Annotated in this window: 27 protein-coding genes; 17 read left to right on the forward strand and 10 right to left on the reverse strand. The window is 61.3% G+C overall.

Annotation, left to right across the window (positions count from 1 at the left end):
* The first annotated feature begins 14 nt into the window (after positions 1–14).
* From AC1DK3_RS15450 to AC1DK3_RS15470, 5 genes are read left to right on the forward strand one after another with little or no spacing between them, the layout of a single operon-like run.
* On the forward strand, positions 15–446 hold the full coding sequence (locus AC1DK3_RS15450) for a hypothetical protein (protein ID WP_291164376.1): 432 nt from the start codon (positions 15–17) through the stop codon (positions 444–446).
* Positions 447–475: 29 nt separating this feature from the next.
* Positions 476–1,084, forward strand: coding sequence for a 3-isopropylmalate dehydratase small subunit (gene leuD / locus AC1DK3_RS15455; RefSeq protein ID WP_477193143.1), 609 nt, complete (start codon positions 476–478; stop codon positions 1,082–1,084).
* A 17-nt stretch (positions 1,085–1,101) separates the two neighbouring features.
* Complete coding sequence (locus AC1DK3_RS15460) at positions 1,102–1,497, forward strand: VOC family protein (protein ID WP_477193144.1); 396 nt, start codon at positions 1,102–1,104, stop codon at positions 1,495–1,497.
* Between the two features lie 17 nt (positions 1,498–1,514).
* Complete coding sequence (locus AC1DK3_RS15465) at positions 1,515–1,727, forward strand: hypothetical protein (protein WP_092868839.1); 213 nt, start codon at positions 1,515–1,517, stop codon at positions 1,725–1,727.
* Between the two features lie 16 nt (positions 1,728–1,743).
* Positions 1,744–2,496, forward strand: coding sequence for a sulfite exporter TauE/SafE family protein (locus AC1DK3_RS15470; RefSeq protein ID WP_477193145.1), 753 nt, complete (start codon positions 1,744–1,746; stop codon positions 2,494–2,496).
* Between the two features lie 8 nt (positions 2,497–2,504).
* On the opposite strand, the gene AC1DK3_RS15475 is transcribed toward AC1DK3_RS15470, so the two are convergent.
* Positions 2,505–3,002, reverse strand: a complete 498-nt coding sequence (locus AC1DK3_RS15475) for a DUF2244 domain-containing protein (protein WP_477193146.1) — start codon at positions 3,000–3,002, stop codon at positions 2,505–2,507.
* 76 nt (positions 3,003–3,078) lie between these two features.
* Between AC1DK3_RS15475 and nth the strand changes: the two genes are divergently transcribed.
* Positions 3,079–3,867 carry an endonuclease III gene (gene nth / locus AC1DK3_RS15480; protein ID WP_477193147.1) on the forward strand — a complete coding sequence of 263 codons (789 nt, stop codon included), beginning with the start codon at positions 3,079–3,081 and terminating at the stop codon, positions 3,865–3,867.
* A gap of 132 nt (positions 3,868–3,999) precedes the next feature.
* Here the strand turns inward: nth and hisF are convergent, their stop codons facing one another.
* Complete coding sequence (hisF, locus tag AC1DK3_RS15485) at positions 4,000–4,776, reverse strand: imidazole glycerol phosphate synthase subunit HisF (protein ID WP_477193148.1); 777 nt, start codon at positions 4,774–4,776, stop codon at positions 4,000–4,002.
* A 156-nt stretch (positions 4,777–4,932) separates the two neighbouring features.
* Here hisF and AC1DK3_RS15490 point away from each other — a divergent pair, with 156 nt between their 5' ends.
* Positions 4,933–5,244, forward strand: a complete 312-nt coding sequence (locus AC1DK3_RS15490) for a hypothetical protein (protein WP_477193149.1) — start codon at positions 4,933–4,935, stop codon at positions 5,242–5,244.
* 35 nt (positions 5,245–5,279) lie between these two features.
* Here AC1DK3_RS15490 and AC1DK3_RS15495 read toward each other — a convergent pair whose 3' ends face one another.
* From AC1DK3_RS15495 to hisA, 3 genes are read right to left on the reverse strand one after another with little or no spacing between them, the layout of a single operon-like run.
* Positions 5,280–6,893, reverse strand: coding sequence for a peptide chain release factor 3 (locus AC1DK3_RS15495; protein WP_477193420.1), 1,614 nt, complete (start codon positions 6,891–6,893; stop codon positions 5,280–5,282).
* Between the two features lie 14 nt (positions 6,894–6,907).
* Complete coding sequence (locus AC1DK3_RS15500; RefSeq protein WP_477193150.1) at positions 6,908–7,132, reverse strand: hypothetical protein; 225 nt, start codon at positions 7,130–7,132, stop codon at positions 6,908–6,910.
* On the reverse strand, positions 7,129–7,857 hold the full coding sequence (gene hisA, locus AC1DK3_RS15505; RefSeq protein ID WP_477193421.1) for a 1-(5-phosphoribosyl)-5-[(5-phosphoribosylamino)methylideneamino]imidazole-4-carboxamide isomerase: 729 nt from the start codon (positions 7,855–7,857) through the stop codon (positions 7,129–7,131). Before hisA ends, AC1DK3_RS15500 begins: the two co-directional genes overlap by 4 nt.
* Before the next feature lie 274 nt (positions 7,858–8,131).
* Here hisA and AC1DK3_RS15510 point away from each other — a divergent pair, with 274 nt between their 5' ends.
* From AC1DK3_RS15510 to AC1DK3_RS15520, 3 genes are all read left to right on the forward strand, one after another.
* Positions 8,132–8,440, forward strand: a complete 309-nt coding sequence (locus tag AC1DK3_RS15510; protein ID WP_477193151.1) for a hypothetical protein — start codon at positions 8,132–8,134, stop codon at positions 8,438–8,440.
* A 288-nt stretch (positions 8,441–8,728) separates the two neighbouring features.
* Positions 8,729–9,097, forward strand: a complete 369-nt coding sequence (locus AC1DK3_RS15515) for a hypothetical protein (protein WP_477193152.1) — start codon at positions 8,729–8,731, stop codon at positions 9,095–9,097.
* 257 nt (positions 9,098–9,354) lie between these two features.
* Complete coding sequence (locus AC1DK3_RS15520) at positions 9,355–9,714, forward strand: hypothetical protein (protein ID WP_477193153.1); 360 nt, start codon at positions 9,355–9,357, stop codon at positions 9,712–9,714.
* A 214-nt stretch (positions 9,715–9,928) separates the two neighbouring features.
* On the opposite strand, the gene hisH is transcribed toward AC1DK3_RS15520, so the two are convergent.
* The 3 genes from hisH to hisB form a co-directional block, all read right to left on the reverse strand.
* Entirely contained in the window at positions 9,929–10,582 is a 654-nt protein-coding gene (gene hisH, locus AC1DK3_RS15525; protein WP_477193154.1) for an imidazole glycerol phosphate synthase subunit HisH, read from the reverse strand.
* Positions 10,583–10,594: 12 nt separating this feature from the next.
* The gene (locus tag AC1DK3_RS15530; RefSeq protein WP_477193155.1) at positions 10,595–11,095 is read right to left on the reverse strand and encodes a DUF2628 domain-containing protein; all 501 of its coding nucleotides are present in this window, start codon (positions 11,093–11,095) and stop codon (positions 10,595–10,597) included.
* A 64-nt stretch (positions 11,096–11,159) separates the two neighbouring features.
* The gene (hisB, locus tag AC1DK3_RS15535; RefSeq protein WP_339086467.1) at positions 11,160–11,783 is read right to left on the reverse strand and encodes an imidazoleglycerol-phosphate dehydratase HisB; all 624 of its coding nucleotides are present in this window, start codon (positions 11,781–11,783) and stop codon (positions 11,160–11,162) included.
* Positions 11,784–11,991: 208 nt separating this feature from the next.
* Between hisB and hslV the strand changes: the two genes are divergently transcribed.
* The 6 genes from hslV (at position 11,992) to AC1DK3_RS15565 (ending at position 18,003) form a co-directional block, all read left to right on the forward strand.
* Positions 11,992–12,561, forward strand: a complete 570-nt coding sequence (hslV, locus tag AC1DK3_RS15540) for an ATP-dependent protease subunit HslV (protein WP_477193156.1) — start codon at positions 11,992–11,994, stop codon at positions 12,559–12,561.
* Positions 12,562–12,606: 45 nt separating this feature from the next.
* Positions 12,607–13,695, forward strand: coding sequence for a hypothetical protein (locus AC1DK3_RS15545; protein ID WP_477193157.1), 1,089 nt, complete (start codon positions 12,607–12,609; stop codon positions 13,693–13,695).
* Entirely contained in the window at positions 13,692–14,996 is a 1,305-nt protein-coding gene (gene hslU, locus AC1DK3_RS15550; protein WP_477193158.1) for an ATP-dependent protease ATPase subunit HslU, read from the forward strand. The genes AC1DK3_RS15545 and hslU overlap by 4 nt, the downstream gene beginning before the upstream one ends.
* Before the next feature lie 226 nt (positions 14,997–15,222).
* Positions 15,223–16,416 carry a dual-specificity RNA methyltransferase RlmN gene (gene rlmN / locus AC1DK3_RS15555; RefSeq protein WP_477193159.1) on the forward strand — a complete coding sequence of 398 codons (1,194 nt, stop codon included), beginning with the start codon at positions 15,223–15,225 and terminating at the stop codon, positions 16,414–16,416.
* A gap of 97 nt (positions 16,417–16,513) precedes the next feature.
* On the forward strand, positions 16,514–17,284 hold the full coding sequence (locus tag AC1DK3_RS15560) for a hypothetical protein (protein ID WP_477193160.1): 771 nt from the start codon (positions 16,514–16,516) through the stop codon (positions 17,282–17,284).
* A 125-nt stretch (positions 17,285–17,409) separates the two neighbouring features.
* Positions 17,410–18,003, forward strand: coding sequence for a hypothetical protein (locus AC1DK3_RS15565; RefSeq protein WP_477193161.1), 594 nt, complete (start codon positions 17,410–17,412; stop codon positions 18,001–18,003).
* A gap of 62 nt (positions 18,004–18,065) precedes the next feature.
* Here AC1DK3_RS15565 and AC1DK3_RS15570 read toward each other — a convergent pair whose 3' ends face one another.
* Together AC1DK3_RS15570 and AC1DK3_RS15575 are read right to left on the reverse strand one after the other, a co-directional pair.
* Positions 18,066–18,869: a hypothetical protein gene (locus tag AC1DK3_RS15570; RefSeq protein WP_477193162.1), complete on the reverse strand. Its 804-nt coding sequence runs from the start codon at positions 18,867–18,869 to the stop codon at positions 18,066–18,068.
* Between the two features lie 214 nt (positions 18,870–19,083).
* Positions 19,084–19,692, reverse strand: a complete 609-nt coding sequence (locus AC1DK3_RS15575) for a DsbA family protein (protein WP_477193163.1) — start codon at positions 19,690–19,692, stop codon at positions 19,084–19,086.
* Between the two features lie 150 nt (positions 19,693–19,842).
* On the opposite strand from AC1DK3_RS15575, the gene AC1DK3_RS15580 reads away from it, so the two are divergent.
* Positions 19,843–21,072: an argininosuccinate synthase gene (locus tag AC1DK3_RS15580; protein ID WP_477193164.1), complete on the forward strand. Its 1,230-nt coding sequence runs from the start codon at positions 19,843–19,845 to the stop codon at positions 21,070–21,072.
* Positions 21,073–21,214: the final 142 nt, after the last annotated feature.

Raw genomic sequence — 21,214 nt, forward strand, 5'->3', positions numbered from 1 at the left:
CCCGAGGATCTGCAATGCGGCTTGCCGAATATACCGAGCGCCTCTCAGAACTTGCCCGGACCGTTAACCGTTGGTTAGCGCTGGCGGCGCGGCTCGACGTCCTTCGGCGCGAGAAGGTCGCACTTTACGCCGAGGAAGTGGCGGCGACCCTTGCCCGGGCGGCCGCGAACCTTGCGACTTTGGAAGTTTACCCAAACGACCGCCCCGCGCTACTTTCCGCCACCCGTGAACTCGGACGCATCGCCGGCTACGTCGAAACGATTGTCGCGACGCTTGAAGATCATCTTGACGGGCGCAAGCGCGCTGGCGTTAAACGACGCCTAGAACATTTGCAGCCCTTCGATCTCGAGGCCGCCATCCGGGAGTTCGGTGCTTTCCGGCACGCCCGGCGTCTCGCCTCGGCCGAAGGCTATTTCCGGGCGCTTGCGGACACGCTGCGCGCCTGACGCCCGAAGACTTAAGCGGAGACCTAAGCATGGACAAATTCACGGTTCTGACCGGCGTCGCGGCTCCCCTGCCGATCCGCAACGTCGACACCGACATGATCATCCCGAAGCAGTTCTTGAAAACGATCAAGCGCACGGGCCTCGGCAAGTCGCTGTTCTACGAAATGCGCTTCGACCCGGCGACGGGTAAGGAAATTCCGGATTTCGTCCTGAACAACCCGCAGTACCGCGACGCGACGATCCTCGTCGCCGGCGATAACTTCGGCTGCGGTTCGTCGCGCGAGCACGCGCCATGGGCATTGTTGGATTTCGGCATCCGCTGCGTTATCGCAACCGACTTCGCCGACATCTTCTACAACAACTGCTTCCAGAACGGCATCCTGCCGATCAAGCTGCCACAGAGCGACGTCGACAAGCTGATGGACGACGCCAACCGCGGCGCCAACGCGAAGATCACCGTCGATCTCGAGAAGCAGGAGATCAGCGGTCCCGACGGCGGCGTCATCAAGTTCGAAATCGATCCGTTCCGCAAACATTGCCTCTTGAACGGCCTCGATAACATCGGCCTGACGCTCGAGAAGGGTAAGGAAATCTCGTCGTTCGAAACATCGACCGCAGCATCGCGCCCCTGGCTCTGAACTGAGGAACAACCGAGATGGCCAAAACCGTCCACATGATGATCCGCGTACTCGACGAGGCGCGCTCGGTGAGATTCTATGAGGCGTGCTTTGGCCTCAAGGTTGAAGACCGCAAGGAATGGCCGGACTTCACGCTCATCTACTTGAAAAACCTCGAGACCGATTTCGAGGTTGAGCTGACCGTCAACAAAGGCCGCACCGAGCCTTACAATCTGGGCGATGGCTACGGCCATCTCGCGTTCGTCTCCGTCGAGCTCGAAGCGGACCACAAGCGGATCACGGCCGCCGGCTATCAGCCGAAAGACATCAAGACGATGAACTTCGAAGGCAAACCCTTCGGCACGTTCTTCTTCGTCGAAGATCCGGACGGCTACAAGATCGAGGTCCTCCAACGCGGCGGACGCTTCCAATAACCGGGACATAGCCGATCATGGCCGATGACGACTTCAAGTTCGACGCGGCCATGATGGGCCGCCTCGCAGGCGCGCTGTCTTTCGTCGTCGGCGCCGATCACGCGGCAACGAAGGCCTTGAAGGCCGCATCCGAGACCGGCGCGGAAAAAGACATCAAGGCTGCGCGCACGCAATTCCTGCGGCTGAAGCCCGGCGATCGCCGCGCCGCCTTGACGATGTTGAACGACTAGCGTCCTCTGATCGCGCATGCCCCTTACCCTCGAGCATGCGCTGCTACCCATCGTCTTCGCTGTTGTCGCCGCGCTCTACGCGTCCGTAGGGCAGGCAGGTGGAACCGGCTACATCGCAATCATGGGCCTCGCGGGCTACGGCCCCGAAGTCATCAAGCCCACCGCCCTCGCGCTGAATGTCATCGTCGCCGCCATCGGCTGCGCGAGATTTGCCCGCGCAGGCCTGCTGACGTGGCGAAGCTTCTATCCCTTCGCCATCCTCGGCGCGCCGTTCTCGGTTCTCGGCGGCATCAGCGACTTGCCGCACGGCCTCTATCAACCCGTCGTCGGAATATTGCTGCTGGTCGCAAGCGCGTTGATGATCCGCTCCGCCGGTCGCGCGGCCGAGATCGATAGCGCCGCAGCCGTAACGCCGCCCTTCTGGCCCTCCCTCGTGGCGGGAGCCGTGGTCGGATACGTATCGGGGCTGACAGGTGTCGGCGGCGGAATATTCCTCTCCCCCCTCGTGCTCGCTTTCGGCTGGATCGGTACGCGGCAGACCGCAGGAGTTTCCGCGGTCTTCAATCTCTTGAATTCCGCCGCAGCGCTCGCCGCGATTTGGACGGTGATCCCCGCGATGCCCGAACCGCTGCCCTGGTGGATGCTGGCCGTCGCGACAGGCGGACTGCTCGGCTCCGGGCTCGGCGTCCAATTCCTGCAGCCAAAGGCGTTGCGGTACATTCTCGCCGGCCTTCTTCTGGCGGCGGGCGTCAGAATGGTATTCGCGTAACGAGATTTCTAGAACAGCGATCCGCGCGCCGCGACGAGTGCACCGGAGAGCGCATCGGCAAAATGGCGGCGCTCATCATCCGTCAGGAATTGTCCGAACAGGACGTCCTTGCCTTGCGCCACAAGGTGTAGCGACGTCCGTCCGTCAGGCCGGTCGACCGTGCAGCGAACGCGCGCCCAATAGGGATTGAAATCGAACTCCTCGCGCTTCCCCGATGGGTGCACGCGCGTCAGCTTCAAAAGCTCCGGCGACAGCGTCACCGTCTCGTAAAGGCGGCCCGAGCGATAGTTGAGCTTGAACGCCCAATAGATCAGCGCCACGTCGAGCCCGAAAAATCCGAAGACTGGCCACGCCCCCATGAGGAAGAAGACCATGCCGACGATGAAGCTGACGAGGCTGATCAGCACCATCATGATCACGAAGCCGCTTGGCGGCAGCGACCGGTGCGGATGAAGCACAAACTGCGCCTCTTTCGAGGATTGATTTTCGGACCGATTATCGATCATTTCGCAACGACTGCCCGTCGTACGTCTCTCACGCGATTTTCCCAAGGGCGCTGCGCATCAACGAAACGGAGTTCTGATGGCCAAAGCGTCCTCGGATATAAGATCAGCAAGCATCCGAAGTTCCGATTCTAAAGGCAAGCCCAGAAAAACGGGAGATAAATCGGCGGCTAAATCGGGAACGATCGCCGCAACGAAAATCACCAAGAAAAGCGCTAAGCTTGGCCTCTTGAGCGAAGCGGAAATTCACGAGGTTTTCCTGCGTTTCCACGCGGCAAACCCTGAGCCCAAGGGCGAGCTTGAGCATATCAATCCGTACACGCTGTTGGTCGCGGTCGTCCTGTCCGCGCAGGCGACCGATGCCGGCGTCAACAAAGCGACGCGCGCGCTGTTCAAAGCCGCCGGCACGCCGGAGAAGATGCTGGCGTTGGGCGAAGAGAAGGTTCGCGACCACATCAAAACAATCGGCCTTTATCGCGCCAAGGCGAAGAACGTCATCGGGCTCTCGCAACGGCTCGTCGACGATTTCGGCGGCGAGGTTCCGGCCGACAGCGACATCTTGGAATCGTTACCAGGCGTCGGCCGCAAGACCGCGAACGTCGTGATGAACATTGCGTTTCAACACCCGACGATCGCAGTCGACACGCACGTCTTTCGCGTCGCCAATCGCATCGGCCTATCGCACGGAACGACACCACTCGCCGTCGAAGAAGATTTGCTGCGCGTCATCCCGCCCGAATACCTGATGCACGCGCACCATTGGCTGATCCTGCACGGCCGCTACGTTTGCAAAGCCCGCAAACCCGAATGCTGGCGCTGTCTGATCAGTGACATCTGTCTCTATCCCGATAAGACCCCGGCACCCTAAGCATAAAAACGCACCACACGACGTCATCCCGGCGAAGGCCGGGATCCAGGCAAGTCTCAGCAGACGTAATTCTGATGCTTATCTAGGTGCCGACCTTCGTCGGCGTGACAGAGCGGGATAGCCTGGCGAGCCTTATGGATCGAGCCGCATCGCGAGGCCGGCTTTCGCCATGTAGTCCTTCGCCTCGGGGATCGAATACGTGCCGAAGTGGAAGATCGACGCCGCGAGCACCGCGCTGGCGTGACCCTTCTCGACGCCATCGACCAGATGCTGCAACGTGCCGACGCCGCCCGATGCGATGACGGGGATGGTAACGGCATCCGCGATCGCTCGCGTCAGCGCCACGTCGAAACCGGCCTTCGTGCCGTCGCGATCCATCGATGTGAGAAGAATTTCACCCGCTCCGAGTTCGGCGACTTCGCGTGCATAGGCGATCGCGTCCAGTCCCGTCGCCTTACGGCCGCCGTGCGTGAAGATCTCCCAGCGCGGCGGCTCGCCCTCGGCGGAAACTTTCTTCGCATCGATCGCGACGACAATGCACTGCGCGCCGAATTTCTCGCTCGCTTCCTTGACGAAAGCGCGATTGTCGACTGCCGCCGTATTGATCGAAACCTTGTCCGCGCCTGCCTCGAGCAGTTTGCGAATATCCTCGACCGTGCGGACGCCGCCGCCAACGGTCAGCGGCATGAAGCACCGGTTTGCGGTGCGCTCGACGACATCGAAAATCGTCTCGCGGTTCTCGTGGCTTGCTGTGATGTCGAGAAAGCAGAGTTCATCCGCGCCCGCGGCGTCGTAGGCCGCCGCCGCTTCGACCGGATCTCCGGCATCGATGAGGTCGACGAAATTAACACCTTTGACGACGCGACCGTCCTTGACGTCGAGGCATGGAATGATGCGGATTTTCAGCATATTGGCAAAGTTTTCTTCCTGCTGTCAGCGCCGCCAAGTATCACGGAGCATGAGACGGCGTCGAGAATTTTAACCGAACCGCCTGGAACTTTGGATTGGTCTCGCAGTTAAGCTGTCACGTGCGGTTGCGCGCAAGCTTTCAAGGAACTGACATTAATGGTCGACGAATTCGCCCCGAAAAACCTTCGCGCCCGTCTCGACGCGGTGCAGGACCGCATTGCCCAGGCCAGGACCCAGCTCGAGGCCCATGGCTTCATCGGCGACCAGGGCGACGCGCTGACCAACTTCATCGATCAGCACGATGCGATCCGGGGCTCTCTCGATACCGAGGGTACCGTCACCGAGATCCAGCACAGCAAGGCATCGGCTCAAACCGATGCGCTCGAAAAGGCGTTGACCGATTGGCTCGGAACCGTTGAGACCCGCTTCGCCAGTCCGAAACGCCGCGAGCCCAACATTTCGATGTGAAAACTTAAACGCTTTAACCTCTACACAACTGACCTCTATTCGCCGCGCTCCCTGAGTGCGGCGAACTTTATGTCGGGGAATTTCTCGCTCTTGTACTTCAGCATCCAGGGGCTCTCGGCGAGGAAGATCAGTGCCCCGTCGCGATCCGTCGCGATCTCGCCGCGATGCGCATCGACGAATTTCTGAAGCTTTGCCGGGTCGTCGGCCGAAATCCAGCGCGCCAACTCGTAGGGCGATTGCTCCAGCGTCACCGGCACGCCGTATTCAACCGCAACCCGCGACTGCAGCACCTCGAATTGCAGCTGCCCGACGACGCCCAGAATCTGACGGCCACCGGCAATCGGCGTGAACACCTGCACGATGCCTTCTTCCGCCAAATCGTCGAGCGCGCGATTGAGCTGCTTCGCCTTCATCGCATCCTGAATGACGACGCGGCGCAAAAGCTCCGGCGCGAAATTCGGAATGCCCGTGAATTTCAGGCTTTCCTTCTCCGTCAGCGTATCGCCGACGCGCAGCGTTCCATGGTTCGGCACGCCGATGATATCGCCGGCCCACGCTTCGTCCGCCGTTTCCCGCCCCTGTCCGAAAAAGAACGTCGGCGAGGATATCGTCATCGCTTTGTTTTCGCGCACGTGAATGAGCTTCATGCCGCGCTTGAAGCGTCCTGAACAAAGACGCACGAACGCCATGCGATCCCGATGGTTCGGGTCCATGTTCGCCTGCACCTTGAAGACGAAGCCCGTCACCTGATCTTCGCCGGGCTCGACAGTTCGCTGTGTCGCGGCCCGCGGCAACGGCCCCGGCGCCCATTGCCCGAGCGCATCGAGCAACTGCTCGACGCCGAAATTTTTGAGCGCACTGCCGAAGAAGACGGGCGACAGATGCCCCTCGTGGAATGCCTCGAGATCGAACTGGGGAAGCGCACCTTGTGCGAGCTCAACGCCTTCGATGGTTCGCTCTGCAATGCGCTCGTCGATACCTTCGATCCGCCGCAAGCCTTCGAACGTGTCGAGCGGCTGTGAACGGCCATAAGGAGCGCCGCGCTCTTCGCTCTCTGGCAGCAGGATCTTGTTGCCGACGAGATCGAGAACGCCGCGGAAATCCGAGCCCATGCCGACAGGCCAGCCCATCGGCACGAGATCGAGCGCCAGATCGGACGCAATCTGATCGAGCAGCGTCAGCGGGTCTTCGGCTTCACGGTCGATCTTGTTGATGAACGTGATGATCGGAATGTCGCGCAGGCGGCAAACTTCGAAAAGCTTCCGCGTCTGGGCCTCGATGCCCTTCGCTGCGTCCATCACCATCACGGCGGCGTCGACAGCGGAAAGCGTCCGGTACGTATCTTCGCTGAAGTCGGAGTGACCCGGCGTATCGAGCAGATTGTAGACGATGCCGTTGCGCTCGAACGTCATGACTGACGACGTGACGGAGATGCCGCGCTGCTGCTCGATCTGCATCCAGTCGGAGCGCGTACGCCGCCGCTCGCCGCGCGCTTTGACAGCGCCCGCCATCTGGATCGCTCCGCCGAACAGAAGAAGCTTTTCCGTCAGCGTCGTCTTGCCGGCGTCAGGATGCGAGATGATCGCGAACGTGCGCCGCCGTGCGATCTCGGGCGGCAGCTCCGCTTCAGCGAGCGAGGATTGGGGCATTAAGTTCAAAAGGATCAGGCCTCGACGAGCGAAACATGGCTCGGTTCGAGCCAGATCTGGTGATATTCGGCGGGCTTTCCGAAAGCTTCGCCGACGTGCAATTCGACCAGACCGTCGTCGAATTTGACGATCGGGAAGGTCTTGCCGACGCAGCCGCGGAAAAGCGTCACCAGCTGCTTGTTGTCCTTCGGCAGGTCCGCAGGCACTTTGAGAACGCGGACCTTGTCACCAATGTTCATGCCATCTCCAGAAGTTCGAGCGCCTCTTTGGGATCGATCCGCCCATCATATAGTGCGCGGCCCGTGATCGCGCCTTCGAGCATGCGATATTCAGGCTTTATCAGCTCGCGGACGTCGGCAATCGAGGCAAGGCCGCCCGAGGCGATCACCGGAATGCGCGTCGCGGCGGCCAATGCCGCCGTTGCCGGCAAATTCAGGCCCTTCAGGACCCCGTCGCGCTCGATGTCCGTATAGATGATCGCGGCGACACCCGCATCCTCGAATCGTTTGGCGAGGTCGATAGCCGTCAGCTCGGACGTCTCCGCCCAGCCCTCGACGGCGACCTTGCCGCCCTTCGCATCGATGCCGACGGCAACCCGCCCCGGAAAGCGCTTCGCAGCCTCACGAACGAGGGCCGGATCGCGCACCGCGATCGTGCCGAGGATGACCCGGCGAATGCCCTTCTCGAGCCAAGCCTCGATCGTCGCCAGATCGCGGATGCCGCCACCAAGCTGCGCCGGGATCGAGATCGCTTTCAAAATCGCCTCGACCGCCGCGCCGTTGACGGGCTTGCCCGCAAACGCGCCGTTGAGGTCCACGATATGCAGATACTTGAAGCCCTGGCGCTCGAAACTGGCCGCCTGCGCCGCCGGATCGTCATTGAACACGGTCGCGGCGTCCATCTCGCCGAGCTTCAGCCGGACGCACTGGCCGTCCTTGAGGTCGATTGCAGGAAAAAGGATCAATTCGGGCTCGCCACCTTTTGTGATGGCCCGCGACGAACCATCCATAATTTCCGTCATGCCCGCGCAGGCGGGCAACTATCCAAGCTGGATGGCGAACTTCAAACCAACGCTTGGACGGATCCCCGCCTTCGCTGGGATGACGTTTGAACAAGCAGCCATCAGATTGCTATCTTCAGGCGCGATCAATCGCGGATCGCGCCCGGCGTCAAGCACCCGCATTCACGCATTGCGGCCGGCTTGGCGAAGCCAAGTCGTAATGCGAAGACAAAAAATCATGGCCATTGCGTTCCTTAACGAGCCACCACCCAACGTCGCACGGCGTCCCCTGACGGAGACCGACGCCGTCGACATCTGGATTGCCCGCTGGCTCAAAATCCGCCCTATCGACCTCCAGCGGCGCTACGCATGCGATCCGCGACGTCTCTATGAGATATGGGAGGAGACGCGCTTTCCCGGAAGCCGCAAGCGGGCGCTCGAAGAATTTCAGAGCCGCTTCCCAGGGCTCGAACCGCGCTTTGATCCAGGACCCCACCGGCGAATCCCCCTCGCGCCACATCCCGATCAGCTCAGCCTCTTTCCGTAAGTTCCGAGAACGCGCTTCGCGCACCGAGAACGCCTCGGCACGGCACCGCCGCGCGAAACCGCCAAGACAGGGCTGAGACACAGCAAAATCATGCGTTTTTCCGGTTAAATCCCCGCCTTGCATAAGCATTAATGTTAAGCACTTTGCAAGAACATTTTTAGAACAAACGCTGGACAGGGCCAGTGAGTCGTGGCATGTTCTGTCTATGTTCACTGGTGCCCCAAAAGAGGCGCCTACCCGGGTCAGAGTAGCGTGTTAGACCCTCCGCACAACACTAGGAGAGCCCCCATGCGCACCTACCTCATCTCGTACGATCTCGCCCAACCGAACCGCAACCAGCACGTCCTTGCGCAGGTCATCATGGGCCTTGGCGATAAGTGGGCACGGCCGCTCTCCAACACTTGGTACGTAACGTCGGACCGCGAAGAGTTCGAACTTGAGACCGAGCTGAAAGAACTTCTCGCCGAAGAGGATGGTCTCGTGATCCAGGCGACGAAGCGCGAGGCGGTGATGACGAATACGTCGCTCCGCTGGTTCCGCCAACGCCGACCGGGTCTCGACCTTGCGCCCGATGGCAACGTCATCGCGTTCCCGCTCCCGGCAGTCGTCGCCGCCGAGCCGATGGAGCCCGAGCTGCCGTTCGCAAGAGCCGGTTGATCTCGAACAAACGAATTCCGGTCTTTGGGCGGGGCGGACTTTCTCCCCCCTCGCCGTTCCCAACGGGTCCGTCCCGTCCAAAGCCCCGGTGTTAGACTCGACCGAAATGGAAGCCTGGTCCCCCTGGCCTCCCTTTTTGAATAACCCCAGAGTTCTTAGACTAAGAGAGTTCCTAGCCAAGTCTGTCGGCTAGTTCGGTACCCAAGTTGCGTTCCTGCGTTCCCGCTTTCCCAGCCCCCCGCACCGGAATGCTCGCCATGAAAACGTTCCTCCTCCATCACACCCCCAGGTCCGCCAACCAGGACACCTGGACGGTGACGTTCTCGCTCCCCTACATCGCGACCGAATATGCGCCCGCTGGCAATGGCGTCTGGTACGTCCGGACGTGGCTCGGAGCCGATCAGATCAAGCGCCGTCTCGCGATCCTCTTCGATCACCCCGACGAACTCGGCGTGCACGAACTCGGCCGCGCTGATCGGGCTTCGACCGGACGGCTGAACTGGCTGCAGGGCCGCCTCGAAGAGGACGAACCTGACGAATCATCGTGGCACATGCCACGGAGCGTCTGGAATGCGCTCCAATCCGCCGTCGGCACAATCGCCCGCCCTTCGGAGTGAAGCGTTGAACCCTGCTTTACGCCACTCACGCAAAGCTAGTGCGGCGGTGATCGCTCTTTCCTTCCCGTCATCCCAGCGTCGGCGTGGATCCGTCAGAGCGTCGATCCGGGCGTCGACGAGAAGATAAAGCCATCAGCTTGGATAGATCCCGGCCTGCGCCGGAATGACGATAGACGAATGATGATACGCGGGCATATCCCGACGGAAGACGGGGTTAAGGCTTCCAGCCGAGAAAGTTCGCAATCAGCTTGAGGCCGAGCTTCTGGCTCTTTTCCGGGTGGAACTGCGTGCCCGCGATATTGCCGTCCGCAACGAGTGCCGTAATCGCCCCGCCGTAGTCTGTCTCGGCGACGACGACGCGGCGCTCTTTGGGCACCATCGCGAAGGAGTGCACGAAGTACGCGTGCCAGCCGTCGGAGCCTGTCGGAATGCCGTCGAGCAGCGCGTGCGGACTGACGACGTTGAGCGTATTCCAGCCCATGTGCGGAATTTTGAGCGCCGGATCTTTCGGCTCGATGGCGCGAACCTCGCCCTTGATCCATCCGAGCCCCGGCGTCTCGACGAACTCGAGGCCGCGCTCGCTCAAGAGCTGCATGCCGACGCAAATGCCAAGAAACGGCCGGCCCTTTTGCCGGACAGCTTCTTCGAGCGCCGGGATCAACCCCGGAACGCGCTCAAGACCGTGTTTGCAATCGCCATAGGCGCCGACACCCGGCAGCACGATGCGATCGGCGGCGAGCACGTCCTCCGGCCGCGGACTGACGACGATTTTGGATGGAGTGGAGCTATCCCGAGCAGCGCTCTCGAAAGCTTTTGCGGCCGAGTGAAGATTTCCCGACCCGTAATCGATAATGACAACGTTCTGCATCAGGCTCGGGCCTCAAGCCCCCGCCCCGAAAGGCCAGAAGCGTGAACCACCTTGCGCCGGGGGATTGCCTTGCGCCTTCGGTGTATCGCTCTGAATGACCGGCTGATCGGGCAGCCAGCTCTCGAAGAAGCGCCGTTCGCACTCTGCGATCGAGCGGCCGTTGACGACGCCGAGCATGCGCCAGCCTTTTTGATCGAGCATCCAGCGCCTGAGCGTCGAAATCTCAAAACCGAGATAGATATTGATCATGAGGATGATCAGGCCGATCCAGTCGGGGTCGACTTTGGCCTGGGCAAGCACGTAACTGAGAAGGCCCGTTCCGGCGAGATAAGCGATCGCCATCAGCCACAGACCATGGGAGAGAAAACCCAGCGGCGGAAAAATGGCCGTCAGCCAGGAAAACCCGTCCTTCACGAACGCCAGCTCGACGGCGCGGTCGACCCGGTCGGAATCGGAAACAGGGGGTTCGTGCACGGTGTAGGTCGCCACGGAACTCAAAACTCCTTGGTCCATCGAACTCTCGGTCCATCGAACTCAGGCCGACGCCAGCCACGTGTGCGGAAGGCTTCGCCGGAACTCAGCCTTGCAGCATGCCCTTCGTCGACGGGATACGGCCCGCCTGCCGCGGGTCGAGAGCAATAGCGGCCCTCAGCGCCCGCGCCAAACCTTTATAGCAGGTCTCGGCAATATGGTGATTGTTCTCGCCGTAAAGGTTTTCGACGTGGAGCGTGATGCCGGCGTTCTGCGCAAAGGCTTGGAACCACTCGCGGAATAGCTCCGTGTCCATCTCGCCGACCTTGTGCCGCGAGAAGTCGGCTTTCCAGATCAGAAACGGCCGCCCCGAGACGTCGAGCGCAACCCGCGTCAGGGTTTCGTCCATCGGCAGATGCACGTCGGCATAGCGCACGATCCCGGCTTTATCGCCGAGCGCCTTGGCGATGGCCTGCCCGATGACGATGCCGGTGTCTTCGGCCGTGTGGTGGAAGTCGATATGCAGATCGCCTTTGGCCCTGAGCGTGATGTCGATCAGCGAATGCCGAGCGAGTTGCTCCAGCATATGATCGAGAAACCCGATCCCGGTCGAAATATCGTATGCGCCTGTCCCGTCGAGATCGACGGTCGCGGAGATCTCCGTCTCCTTGGTCTTGCGCGTGATCGAGGCCTGCCGCTGCTTCACGTGAATCTCTCCGACGCCCGTCATATCATTAATTCCACTCTACCACGGCCTGCCCCGGCGGCCGGCTCTCCGAAGGAGAGTCGCCGGGGCAAACGAAGACACTTCCGGACACATGCGAGAGCGTTTATCAGCTTGTGGGCCGCCCGGCCAAGGTCGGCGCAGCGGCCCCGTGGCCGCAGGCACCCGGCTTCACTTGCATACTGCCTGCAAAAGCTTAACTGACGCGGTACAAATGACCAACCAGAGCCCAAATGCTGGCGATTCGTCGTGGCACGCCACCACAATACTTACCGTTCGCAAAGGCGGCCGTGTTGTAGTTGCCGGTGACGGCCAGGTTAGCCTCGGCCAGACGATCATCAAGGCCAATGCCAAGAAGGTCCGTCGCCTGGGCAAGGGCGATGTCATCGGCGGGTTCGCCGGCGCGACGGCGGACGCCTTCACCCTTTTCGAGCGGCTCGAAGCCAAGCTTGAAATGTACCCAGGCCAGCTGACCCGCGCCGCGGTCGAGCTCGCCAAGGACTGGCGCACCGACCGTTTTCTGCGCCGCCTCGAGGCCATGATGATCGTGGCCGATGCGTCGACGACCCTCGTCCTGACGGGCACCGGCGACGTTCTCGAGCCCGAAAATGCCATCGCGGGCATCGGCTCCGGCGGCAATTATGCGCTGGCCGCCGCCCGCGCGCTGCTCGATCAGCCTCTCGACGCCGAAGCCATCGCCCGCAAGGCAATGTCCATTGCAGCCGACATCTGCGTCTATACGAATAAGAACATTGTCGTCGAAGCCCTGGACGCACCAGGCTAGCGGACAAGTGAAACGCCAATCGCCAACACCCGGATCACTGACCAGATGCCAAGCGCATTATCACCTGAAGATCTGAAAGCGGCGGTCGAAGCCGGCGTCATCGACGCGGCACAGGCCGAGAAGTTGCAGGCCATGCGCCAGGGTTCCGCGGTTTTGGGTCCCGACGGCGAACCCGCCATTGCCGATGAAGAGCGCTTTCGCTTCCTCAACGGCTTCAACGACGTCTTCCTGACGATTGGCGTGCTGCTCGTCGCCGGCGCCTTCCTCATCCTGAGTTCGACGAGCGCCTTCGGCATGAGCTGGTTCGGCGCCCTCGCGTTCGCGGCGTTGACGTTCTGGATCTTGAGTGAAATCCTCGTCGGGCGGCTACGCGCCGTGCTGCCGGGAATAGTGCTCTCCACGCTGTTCGTCGCCTTTGCGGCTGCGGCCGTCGTGGTCCAGATGCACTGGAATAACTTCGCCTCATCTCACTGGGACGCCGACTCCGAATTCGCATTCTGGCGCAACCCATCGCTCACATTCGGCGGACCGGCGCTCGTCGCCGCGATTGTCTATTACCTGCGGTTCCGCCTGCCGTTCGCACTCGCGCTGATCGCGTTCTTCGGCTACGCCGTCGTCAGCAAAAGCCTTCTCCAAATCGTCGAGATCGGCCCGGCGTTCGTCGCCTTCGGCTATGGCCTTGTCGTTCTCAGTGCAGCGCTCGCCTACGACGCCCGCGACACGAAACGGATAACGCGCCTCTCCGACTGCGCCTTCTGGCTGCAGCTCGTCGCAGCGCCGCTGATCGTTTCGCCGGTCATCCTTCTCATCAAGCAATCGACGAACGGCACCGCGACATCGGCGGCCATCTTGGCAACCGTGCTCCTGCTCGCCGTGTTCGCGCTCGCCATCGATCGGCGCGCGCTCCTCGTGTCGTCGCTCATCTACTTCACGTACGCCGTCTACGATCTCCTGAGCGGCGGCTTCCTCCTGTCGGCGGCCGGAGGCAACTCGTCGACATTCGTGCTGACGCTCGGCGTCGTCGGCATTTTCGTCCTGTTTCTGGGCGTCTTTTGGCACCCCATCAGAAACAGGCTTTTGCCGCACCTGCAAAAAACCGCCTTTGCTCCCTATCTTCCTGAAGCGAGACAATGACGAATTTTTCACCGCGCGAAATCGTATCTGAACTCGACCGCTACATCGTCGGCCAAGCCGATGCCAAGCGTGCCGTCGCCATAGCCCTGCGTAATCGCTGGCGCCGTCAGCAGTTGACCGGCGAGCTTCGCGACGAAGTTCTGCCGAAGAATATCCTGATGATCGGCCCGACCGGCGTCGGCAAGACCGAGATTTCCCGCCGGTTGGCGAAGCTCGCGGGCGCTCCGTTCCTCAAGGTCGAAGCGACCAAATTCACCGAGGTCGGCTACGTCGGACGCGATGTCGACAGCATCGTTCGCGATCTCGTTGAAGTCGGCATCGCCCTCGTCAAGGAAGCGAAACGCCAAGGCGTTCGCGCGAAAGCCGAAAAGACCGCGGAAGAACGCGTGCTCGATGCACTCGTCGGCTCCGGTTCGTCCCCGGCGACGCGCGACAGTTTCCGCAAGAAGCTCCGCAACAATGAATTGAACGACAAGGAGATCGACATTCTCGTCGCCGATACCTCCTCGCCCATCCCGCAATTCGACATGCCGGGCGGCTCGATGGCGACGATCAACATCGGCGAGATGCTCGGCAAGGCGCTCGGACAGCGAACGAAGTCGCGCCGCGTCACCGTTCAGGATAGCTTCGACATTCTCATCGCCGAGGAAAGCGACAAGCTGATCGACAGCGATCAGATTTCCGGCGAAGCGATTGCTGCTGTCGAGAACAACGGCATAGTGTTCCTCGACGAGATCGATAAGATTTCATCGCGCGGCGATGCTGCGCGCGGCGGTGCCGACGTCTCGCGCGAAGGCGTGCAGCGCGATCTCCTGCCGTTGATCGAAGGCACGACCGTCGCGACCAAGCACGGCCCCGTGAAGACGGATCATATCCTCTTCATCGCCTCCGGCGCGTTCCACGTTTCGAAGCCGTCCGACCTGTTGCCGGAATTGCAGGGCCGTCTCCCGATCCGCGTCGAGCTGAACGCCCTGACGCGCGAAGACATGAAACGCATCCTGACGGAGCCGCAGGTCAGCCTCATCAGGCAGTCCGTAGCCCTGCTCCAGACCGAAGGCGTCACGCTCGAATTCAAGCCGGACGCGATTGAAGCCATCGCCGACGCGGCCGTCGAAGTGAACTCGACCGTTGAAAACATCGGCGCCCGGCGGCTTCAGACGGTGCTCGAACGCGTGCTCGATGACGTCTCGTTCGAAGCCGCCGACCGAGGCGTGCAAACCGTGGTTATCGACGGCCCTTACGTGACGGAACGCGTCGGAACGCTTTCGAAGAATGCCGATCTGAGCCGCTTCATTCTTTAAACTCGCTAAGCCGGTTCGCTCGCTTCCCCACTCCCTCGCAGGGAAAGTCCGCCTGTTTCCCCTCCCCCTTGCGGGGAGGGGTTAGGGGTGGGGGTTAAACTCCGGTACCGACTGCAAGAAATTAATCTTTCCGGTCGTCAGAACGAGCGCGGCATCGCGCATGCTACCAATCGACCCCGAACGCCTGTAAAAGGAGCGCTTTCCGAACCGAAAGCATGTTTTCGCTATGACCGCCGCGCCTTTAATCAAGATTGACGCCGACCAGCCCGCCGCCAAGCTCTCGCTCGCGGGGTTGACGCGCGACCGCTTGAAACTGGCGCTGGCTGCGGCAGGCGTTCCGGAGAAGCAGCTTCGCATGCGCGTCGGCCAGCTCTGGAGCTGGATCTACGTACGTGGCGTCACCCGCTTCGAAGACATGACGGACGTCTCGAAAGACCTCCGTCGCCAGCTCGAAGAGCTTTACGTTCTGGACCGCCCCGAGATCGTCTCCGAACAGATCTCCGTCGACGGCACGCGCAAATGGCTCCTCAGGCTCCCAAAGCGCGGCCACGAAGCGCGCGCGCCGGAAATCGAAACCGTCTACATCCCCGAGAGCGACCGCGGCACGCTTTGCATTTCGAGTCAGGTCGGCTGCACGCTGAATTGCTCGTTCTGCCACACCGGCACGCAGAAGCTCGTGCGCAATCTCGAGACGGAAGAAATCGTCACTCAGATCATGCTGGCCCGCGACCGCATCGGCGACTGGCCCGGCGCCAAGGGTCCCGACGACGGCCGTCTGCTGCCGCAGAGCGAACGCAAGATAACGAACGTCGTGCTGATGGGCATGGGCGAGCCGCTCTACAATTTCGACAACGTCAAGGCGGCGATGGACATCGCGTCGGACGGCGAAGGCCTCTCGCTCTCGAAGCGGCGCATCACGCTGTCGACGTCGGGTGTCGTTCCCGAAATTCCGCGTTGGGGCGAAGAAGCCGACACCATGCTCGCCATCTCGCTGCACGCGACGAACGATGCGCTGCGCGACGAACTCGTGCCGCTCAATCGCAAATATCCGATCGCTGAGCTTATCGAGGCCTGCCGCAATTATCCGGGGCTCTCGAATGCGCGCCGCATTACGTTCGAATATGTGATGCTGAAAGGCGTCAACGACAGCCTCGCGGAGGCGCGGGCGCTCGTGCGCCTCCTCGCGGGAATTCCCGCCAAAATCAACTTGATACCGTTCAATCCGTGGCCGAACACGCGCTATGAATGCTCGGATTGGGAAACCATCGAACGATTTGCAGACGTCGTAAATCGGGCTGGTTACGCGAGCCCTGTCCGCACACCCCGCGGACGCGATATTCTCGCGGCCTGCGGGCAACTTAGGTCTGAAAGCCTCAAGCTCTCGGCCAGCGAGCGCAACGCCGCGTCCCAGGGCGCCTAACGGGCCCTCTCGAACGGTCGCCGCGTTATTTTGATTGAGCCCGCGGCGCTCACTCATATACATTTCGCACGAGATGAGACGCAGGGGCGGGGTCGTCGTGCTACGGTTTCTCAGCACAATAGCGCGTGTGATGTTCGGGTTCTTGCTCGCGAGCTTGGCCGCGGGGCTAGTGACCGTCATGTTCGTCACGACGCCTATCGACGTGCTGACTGAGCCCATCGAGCGGTTGCCGAAAACGGCCGGCGAAACAATCGAGCTCGGTCTGCTCGCCGCAACACATCTCGGAATTTTCGCATCCGTCTTCGTTCTCATCGTCGCGATTCTGAGCGAGTCGTTCTCCGTCCGCTCGCTGACGTTCTATCTGTTCGCCGGCGTCGCGATCTCGATGCTCGGTTTCGTCGCGCAATATGCGAGCGAAGTCGTGGGCCAGCCGACGACGATCCTCAACAATTATGCGGTCAAGGCATTCCTCACGATCGGCTTCTTCGGAGGCTTCTTTTATTGGCTCGCCGCCGGTCAGTTCGCAGGACGTCCGCATGCCGAGCATCAGGCGCGAACCGCTTCGGTGCCCCAAACAGCTGAAGTGATTCCTGGCGCGCAATCCGAAGTAGCGTTACGCGCCGAGAATAATGCCGAGAATAATAATGACGGCGCCGAAGTCGTGATCACGAGACCGCCGACCGTGGACGAGCAAACGCGCGGCGGGCGTCCGATCATGCAGCGCCTGACGCTGTCGAAAACAAGGTCTGACCGCCAACGGTCCGACGACGCTGCCATCGCCCCGGCGAACGAGAGCGAAGATGAGATGATCGATAGGGACGGCAACCCGGCGCCAAACGGCCGCGACAAAACGCAGACGCTGCACTGACATTCGCCCTTCGGGCAGCCGACCTCGCGAACAGTTGATTAACCAACAGTGCTGCAGAAGGGCTTCATTGTTGCTGCGATGCACCATCCCTGGTAACGTCAAAGCCGAACCCGAGGGACAGTATTTTGTTCGATTGCGCCCTGCATTTCCGCTTTCTGCAGAAAGCGACGGAAGCCATGTTCGAGATGGGGCAGGCCTCCATCGCCGCGGGCTTGGCGTGTCAGAAGCGCCTTTACGAAGAAATGACGCCGCAAGGTCTCCTCGCGCCTGAACCGGCTGCCCCACAGCCCTTGGCCTGGTCTGCTTGGTTCGGTGATTGGACCCCCGTCGCCCACGCGCCCGCACCCTTCCAGAACGAAATCATGCAGGCGTGGTTGGCGATGGGGAGCGCATCTCTCGCTTACTGGCCCGGCGCGCAGCAGGCCATAGCCGCGTCGCGCGTATTTCCCGGCGGCGATACGTTCTGGCCCGCATCGGTTCAGGCATACTGGGGCAGTTCGCCTTGGACGCTCTATCAGGGTCCCATGATGGCGATGATGCTGTCCTACGGCGTGCCGTATGCCGTGGCGGCACCGACGGCCCGGGCAAGCACGTCAGCCATGGATGCAGCGGACGCCGCATGCACGCAGTGGCGGCTTGTCTTTGGAAATCCCGAAGGACACCAAGCGATGGACCGGCACTTCACGCCGCGTTCACCTTGGTCGGCCTATTTGCACTGAAGACCAGTCCCCGCTCGACGAGGACTCGATCCGGCAAGCGCTAGTTATTCAACCTGAAACCCCTATTGTGCGTCGGGCTCCGGAGCTGAACCGGAAGCAGGCGCAGCCGCGGCATCCGCGTCGCCAACCGCAGCAGCAGGAGCGGCATTGACCGTTTCGGGCTTCGGCTTCGGCGTCTTCTTAGCGGCTGCCGTCTTCGTTTTCTTGGCAACCTTGGTTGCGTCGGCCGGAGGAGCCGCAGCGGCCCCATCGGCAGACGCCGGCGGCGCTGCTGCGCCGTTCGTGGCCCACGGCAGCACTTCCGGCGTTGCGCCCGTGGCCTTGGCAGCTTTTGCGGCCTTCTCTTCTTCCCTCTTCAGAATTGCCAGGGACCGGCACCGGGCCTTCGTCGGCTTGCCCGCATCGTTGGTACCCGCCGCAACCCAGATGCACGCTTTACTGAGCTCGCCGCAGGCGTTCTCATCGATATTGAAACATGGCGAATTCGCCTTCGCCGTCTTCGGCTTTTCGGCGGGCTTGGCCGCTCCGTCTGTTGCAGCCGGGATGGCCGAACCATCAGCCGGCGCGGCAGCAGGCGCAGCCGCCGCCTTCTGCTTGTGTTTGACCGGAGCAACTGGCGGAGCCGAGTCGGTCGGATGCGCCGTCGGATCGGTGCTGTCGGCGGACTTCTGGAGATTGTCGTGCGGCGTGAATGCCGGAACCGCTGAGGGTTGAGCTGCCGGCTCAGCTGGCGCGGCCGCTTGTGCCGGCGGATCGTCCGGAGGGATCGTTACGGTGATTTCTTCGGCAGCCAGCGGCAGCGCCAAGGCGCAGCCGAGCAAACCTAACCACACCAGATTCCCGACGATGCGAATCGACCTGATCACGGCCGCTCTCCCCCGATGAGATATATTCCCGAGCTTCTATCAGTTGACGTTGGACAGAAACATCGCAAACACCTTTGCGATGCCTTTTTTATGTTCATGAGTTTGCTGCGGTGCGGAACCGGTTAATACGCGTCATTTGCGCCACAAATGCCCGCCGAGAAGTGATCGGCCGAAGCCCGCATCTGGCTCAAAACGTTGGAAAATCAATCCTCATTCATTCGGGCGCGCGCTTCCTCGCCCAGGTCAAAGCTTGGTCGAGCCGGTCGTCTCCCCAGAACATTTCCCCATCTGGGGTGCTGAAACTCGGCGCACCGAATATCCCGAGCGCCTGCGCCTCTTCCGTATTGGCGCGCAACTCCGACTTGACCGCGATGTCCGTGCTGAGCCGCCTGAGATCGTCCGCCTCGAGACCGGTGCTCGTTAGGCAATCCGTCAACACAGCGTCATCGGAGATGTCCAAACCCTTGGCAAAGGCCGCGGCAAAGACCGCACGGCTGAATGCGGCGTCCGCGCCTTTGCTTCGCGCCGCGATCGCAAGGCGTGCTGCCTTCAATCCATTGGCCGGAAACGACGCGGGCATCTGGAAAGGAATTCCGCGCGACGCCGCGGTGCGCCCAATGTCCCGCACCATGTAGCGGCCCTTCGCCGGATAGATATTGAAAGGCGAGGTTTCCCAGCCTTGCGATTTGAAAATCGGCCCGAGCAGAAATGGCTTCCAATCGACAGCGACGTTGGCCTCGGCTGCCGTTTCCTCGATCCGCATGGCGCTCAGGTAAGAGTAGGTCGACGCGAACTCGTACCAGAAGACGATAGTCGGTTTCATTGCGCTTCCTCAGTTGAGCCCGCTGTCGTTAATGTCTAAGCCCGATTGCGACATGTAGGACATGGCATCAACCGTACTTGCAGGCAGCGCCGCCGACCCTATAGTGCCGCGCGTTTCCGTCCCATTCCAAATTCGAAAGCCAGATCTCCCATGAGCGCCGCGCCTAAAACCGTGAAAAAGGTCGTACTCGCCTATTCCGGCGGTTTAGACACTTCGATCATCCTCAAGTGGCTGCAGGAGACCTACGGCGCCGAAGTCGTGACGTTCACCGCCGACCTTGGACAGGGCGAAGAGCTGGAGCCGGCCCGCAAGAAGGCCCTGATGCTCGGCATCAAGGAAGAAAACATCTTCATCGAAGACCTGCGCGAGGAATTCGTCCGCGATTTCGTCTTCCCGATGTTTCGCGCCAACACGGTCTACGAAGGCGTTTATTTGCTCGGCACGTCCATCGCCCGTCCACTGATCGCGAAGAAGCAGATCGAGATCGCGCGCAAGGTCGGCGCCGACGCCGTCTGCCACGGCGCAACGGGCAAGGGCAACGATCAGGTCAGATTCGAGCTCGGCTATTACGCGCTCGAGCCCGGCATCAAAATCATCGCCCCCTGGCGCGAATGGAAGTTCAAGGGCCGGGAAGACCTTCTGGATTTCGCTCGCCAGAACCAAATCCCCGTCGCGAAGGACAAAGAAGGCGAGTCGCCCTTCTCCGTCGACGCCAACCTTCTGCACTCCTCGTCCGAAGGCAAAGCGCTCGAAGACCCCGCGAAGAAACCGCCCGAGGTTGTCTATCAGCGCACAATCTCGCCGATGGCCGCGCCCGATAAGGTGACGACCATCAAGATCGGCTTCGAAAAGGGCGATCCGGTTTCGCTCGATGGCAAGAAGCTTTCGCCCGCCACTCTCTTGAAGGCCCTCAACGATCTCGGCCGCGACAACGGCATCGGTCGTCTCGACCTCGTCGAGAACCGCTTCGTCGGAATGAAATCGCGCGGCGTTTACGAGACGCCCGGCGGCACGATCCTGCTCACCGCCCATCGCGCCATCGAAAGCCTGACGCTCGATCGCGGCGCATCGCATCTCAAAGACGAGATCATGCCGCGCTACGCGGAGCTGATCTACAACGGCTTCTGGTTCTCGCCCGAGCGCGAGATGCTTCAGGCCCTGATCGACAAGAGCCAGGAGAACGTCGAGGGCGAAGTCACGCTCGAACTCTATAAGGGCAATGTCATCGTCATTGGCCGCGCGAGCCCGAAGACGCTCTATTCGCCGACGCTCGTCACGTTCGAGGACGACAAAGGCGCTTACGACCAGAAGGACGCTGAAGGCTTCATCAAGCTCAATGCGTTGCGTTTGCGCACGCTCGGCCAGCGAAACAAGACGTAAGACTCACTGCTCCTTCTCGCTGACTGGGGCCTCTCGCGTGACCATCTGAGACGCCCCACGAAGCGTCCAGATGGCACCAAGGTTGAAATTACGACGCTCGTAGTGAAAAGTGCGGCCTTCCTCCGTCCGGAAGAAGGATTCG

This window comes from Hyphomicrobium sp. 01T421, from assembly GCF_056398805.1.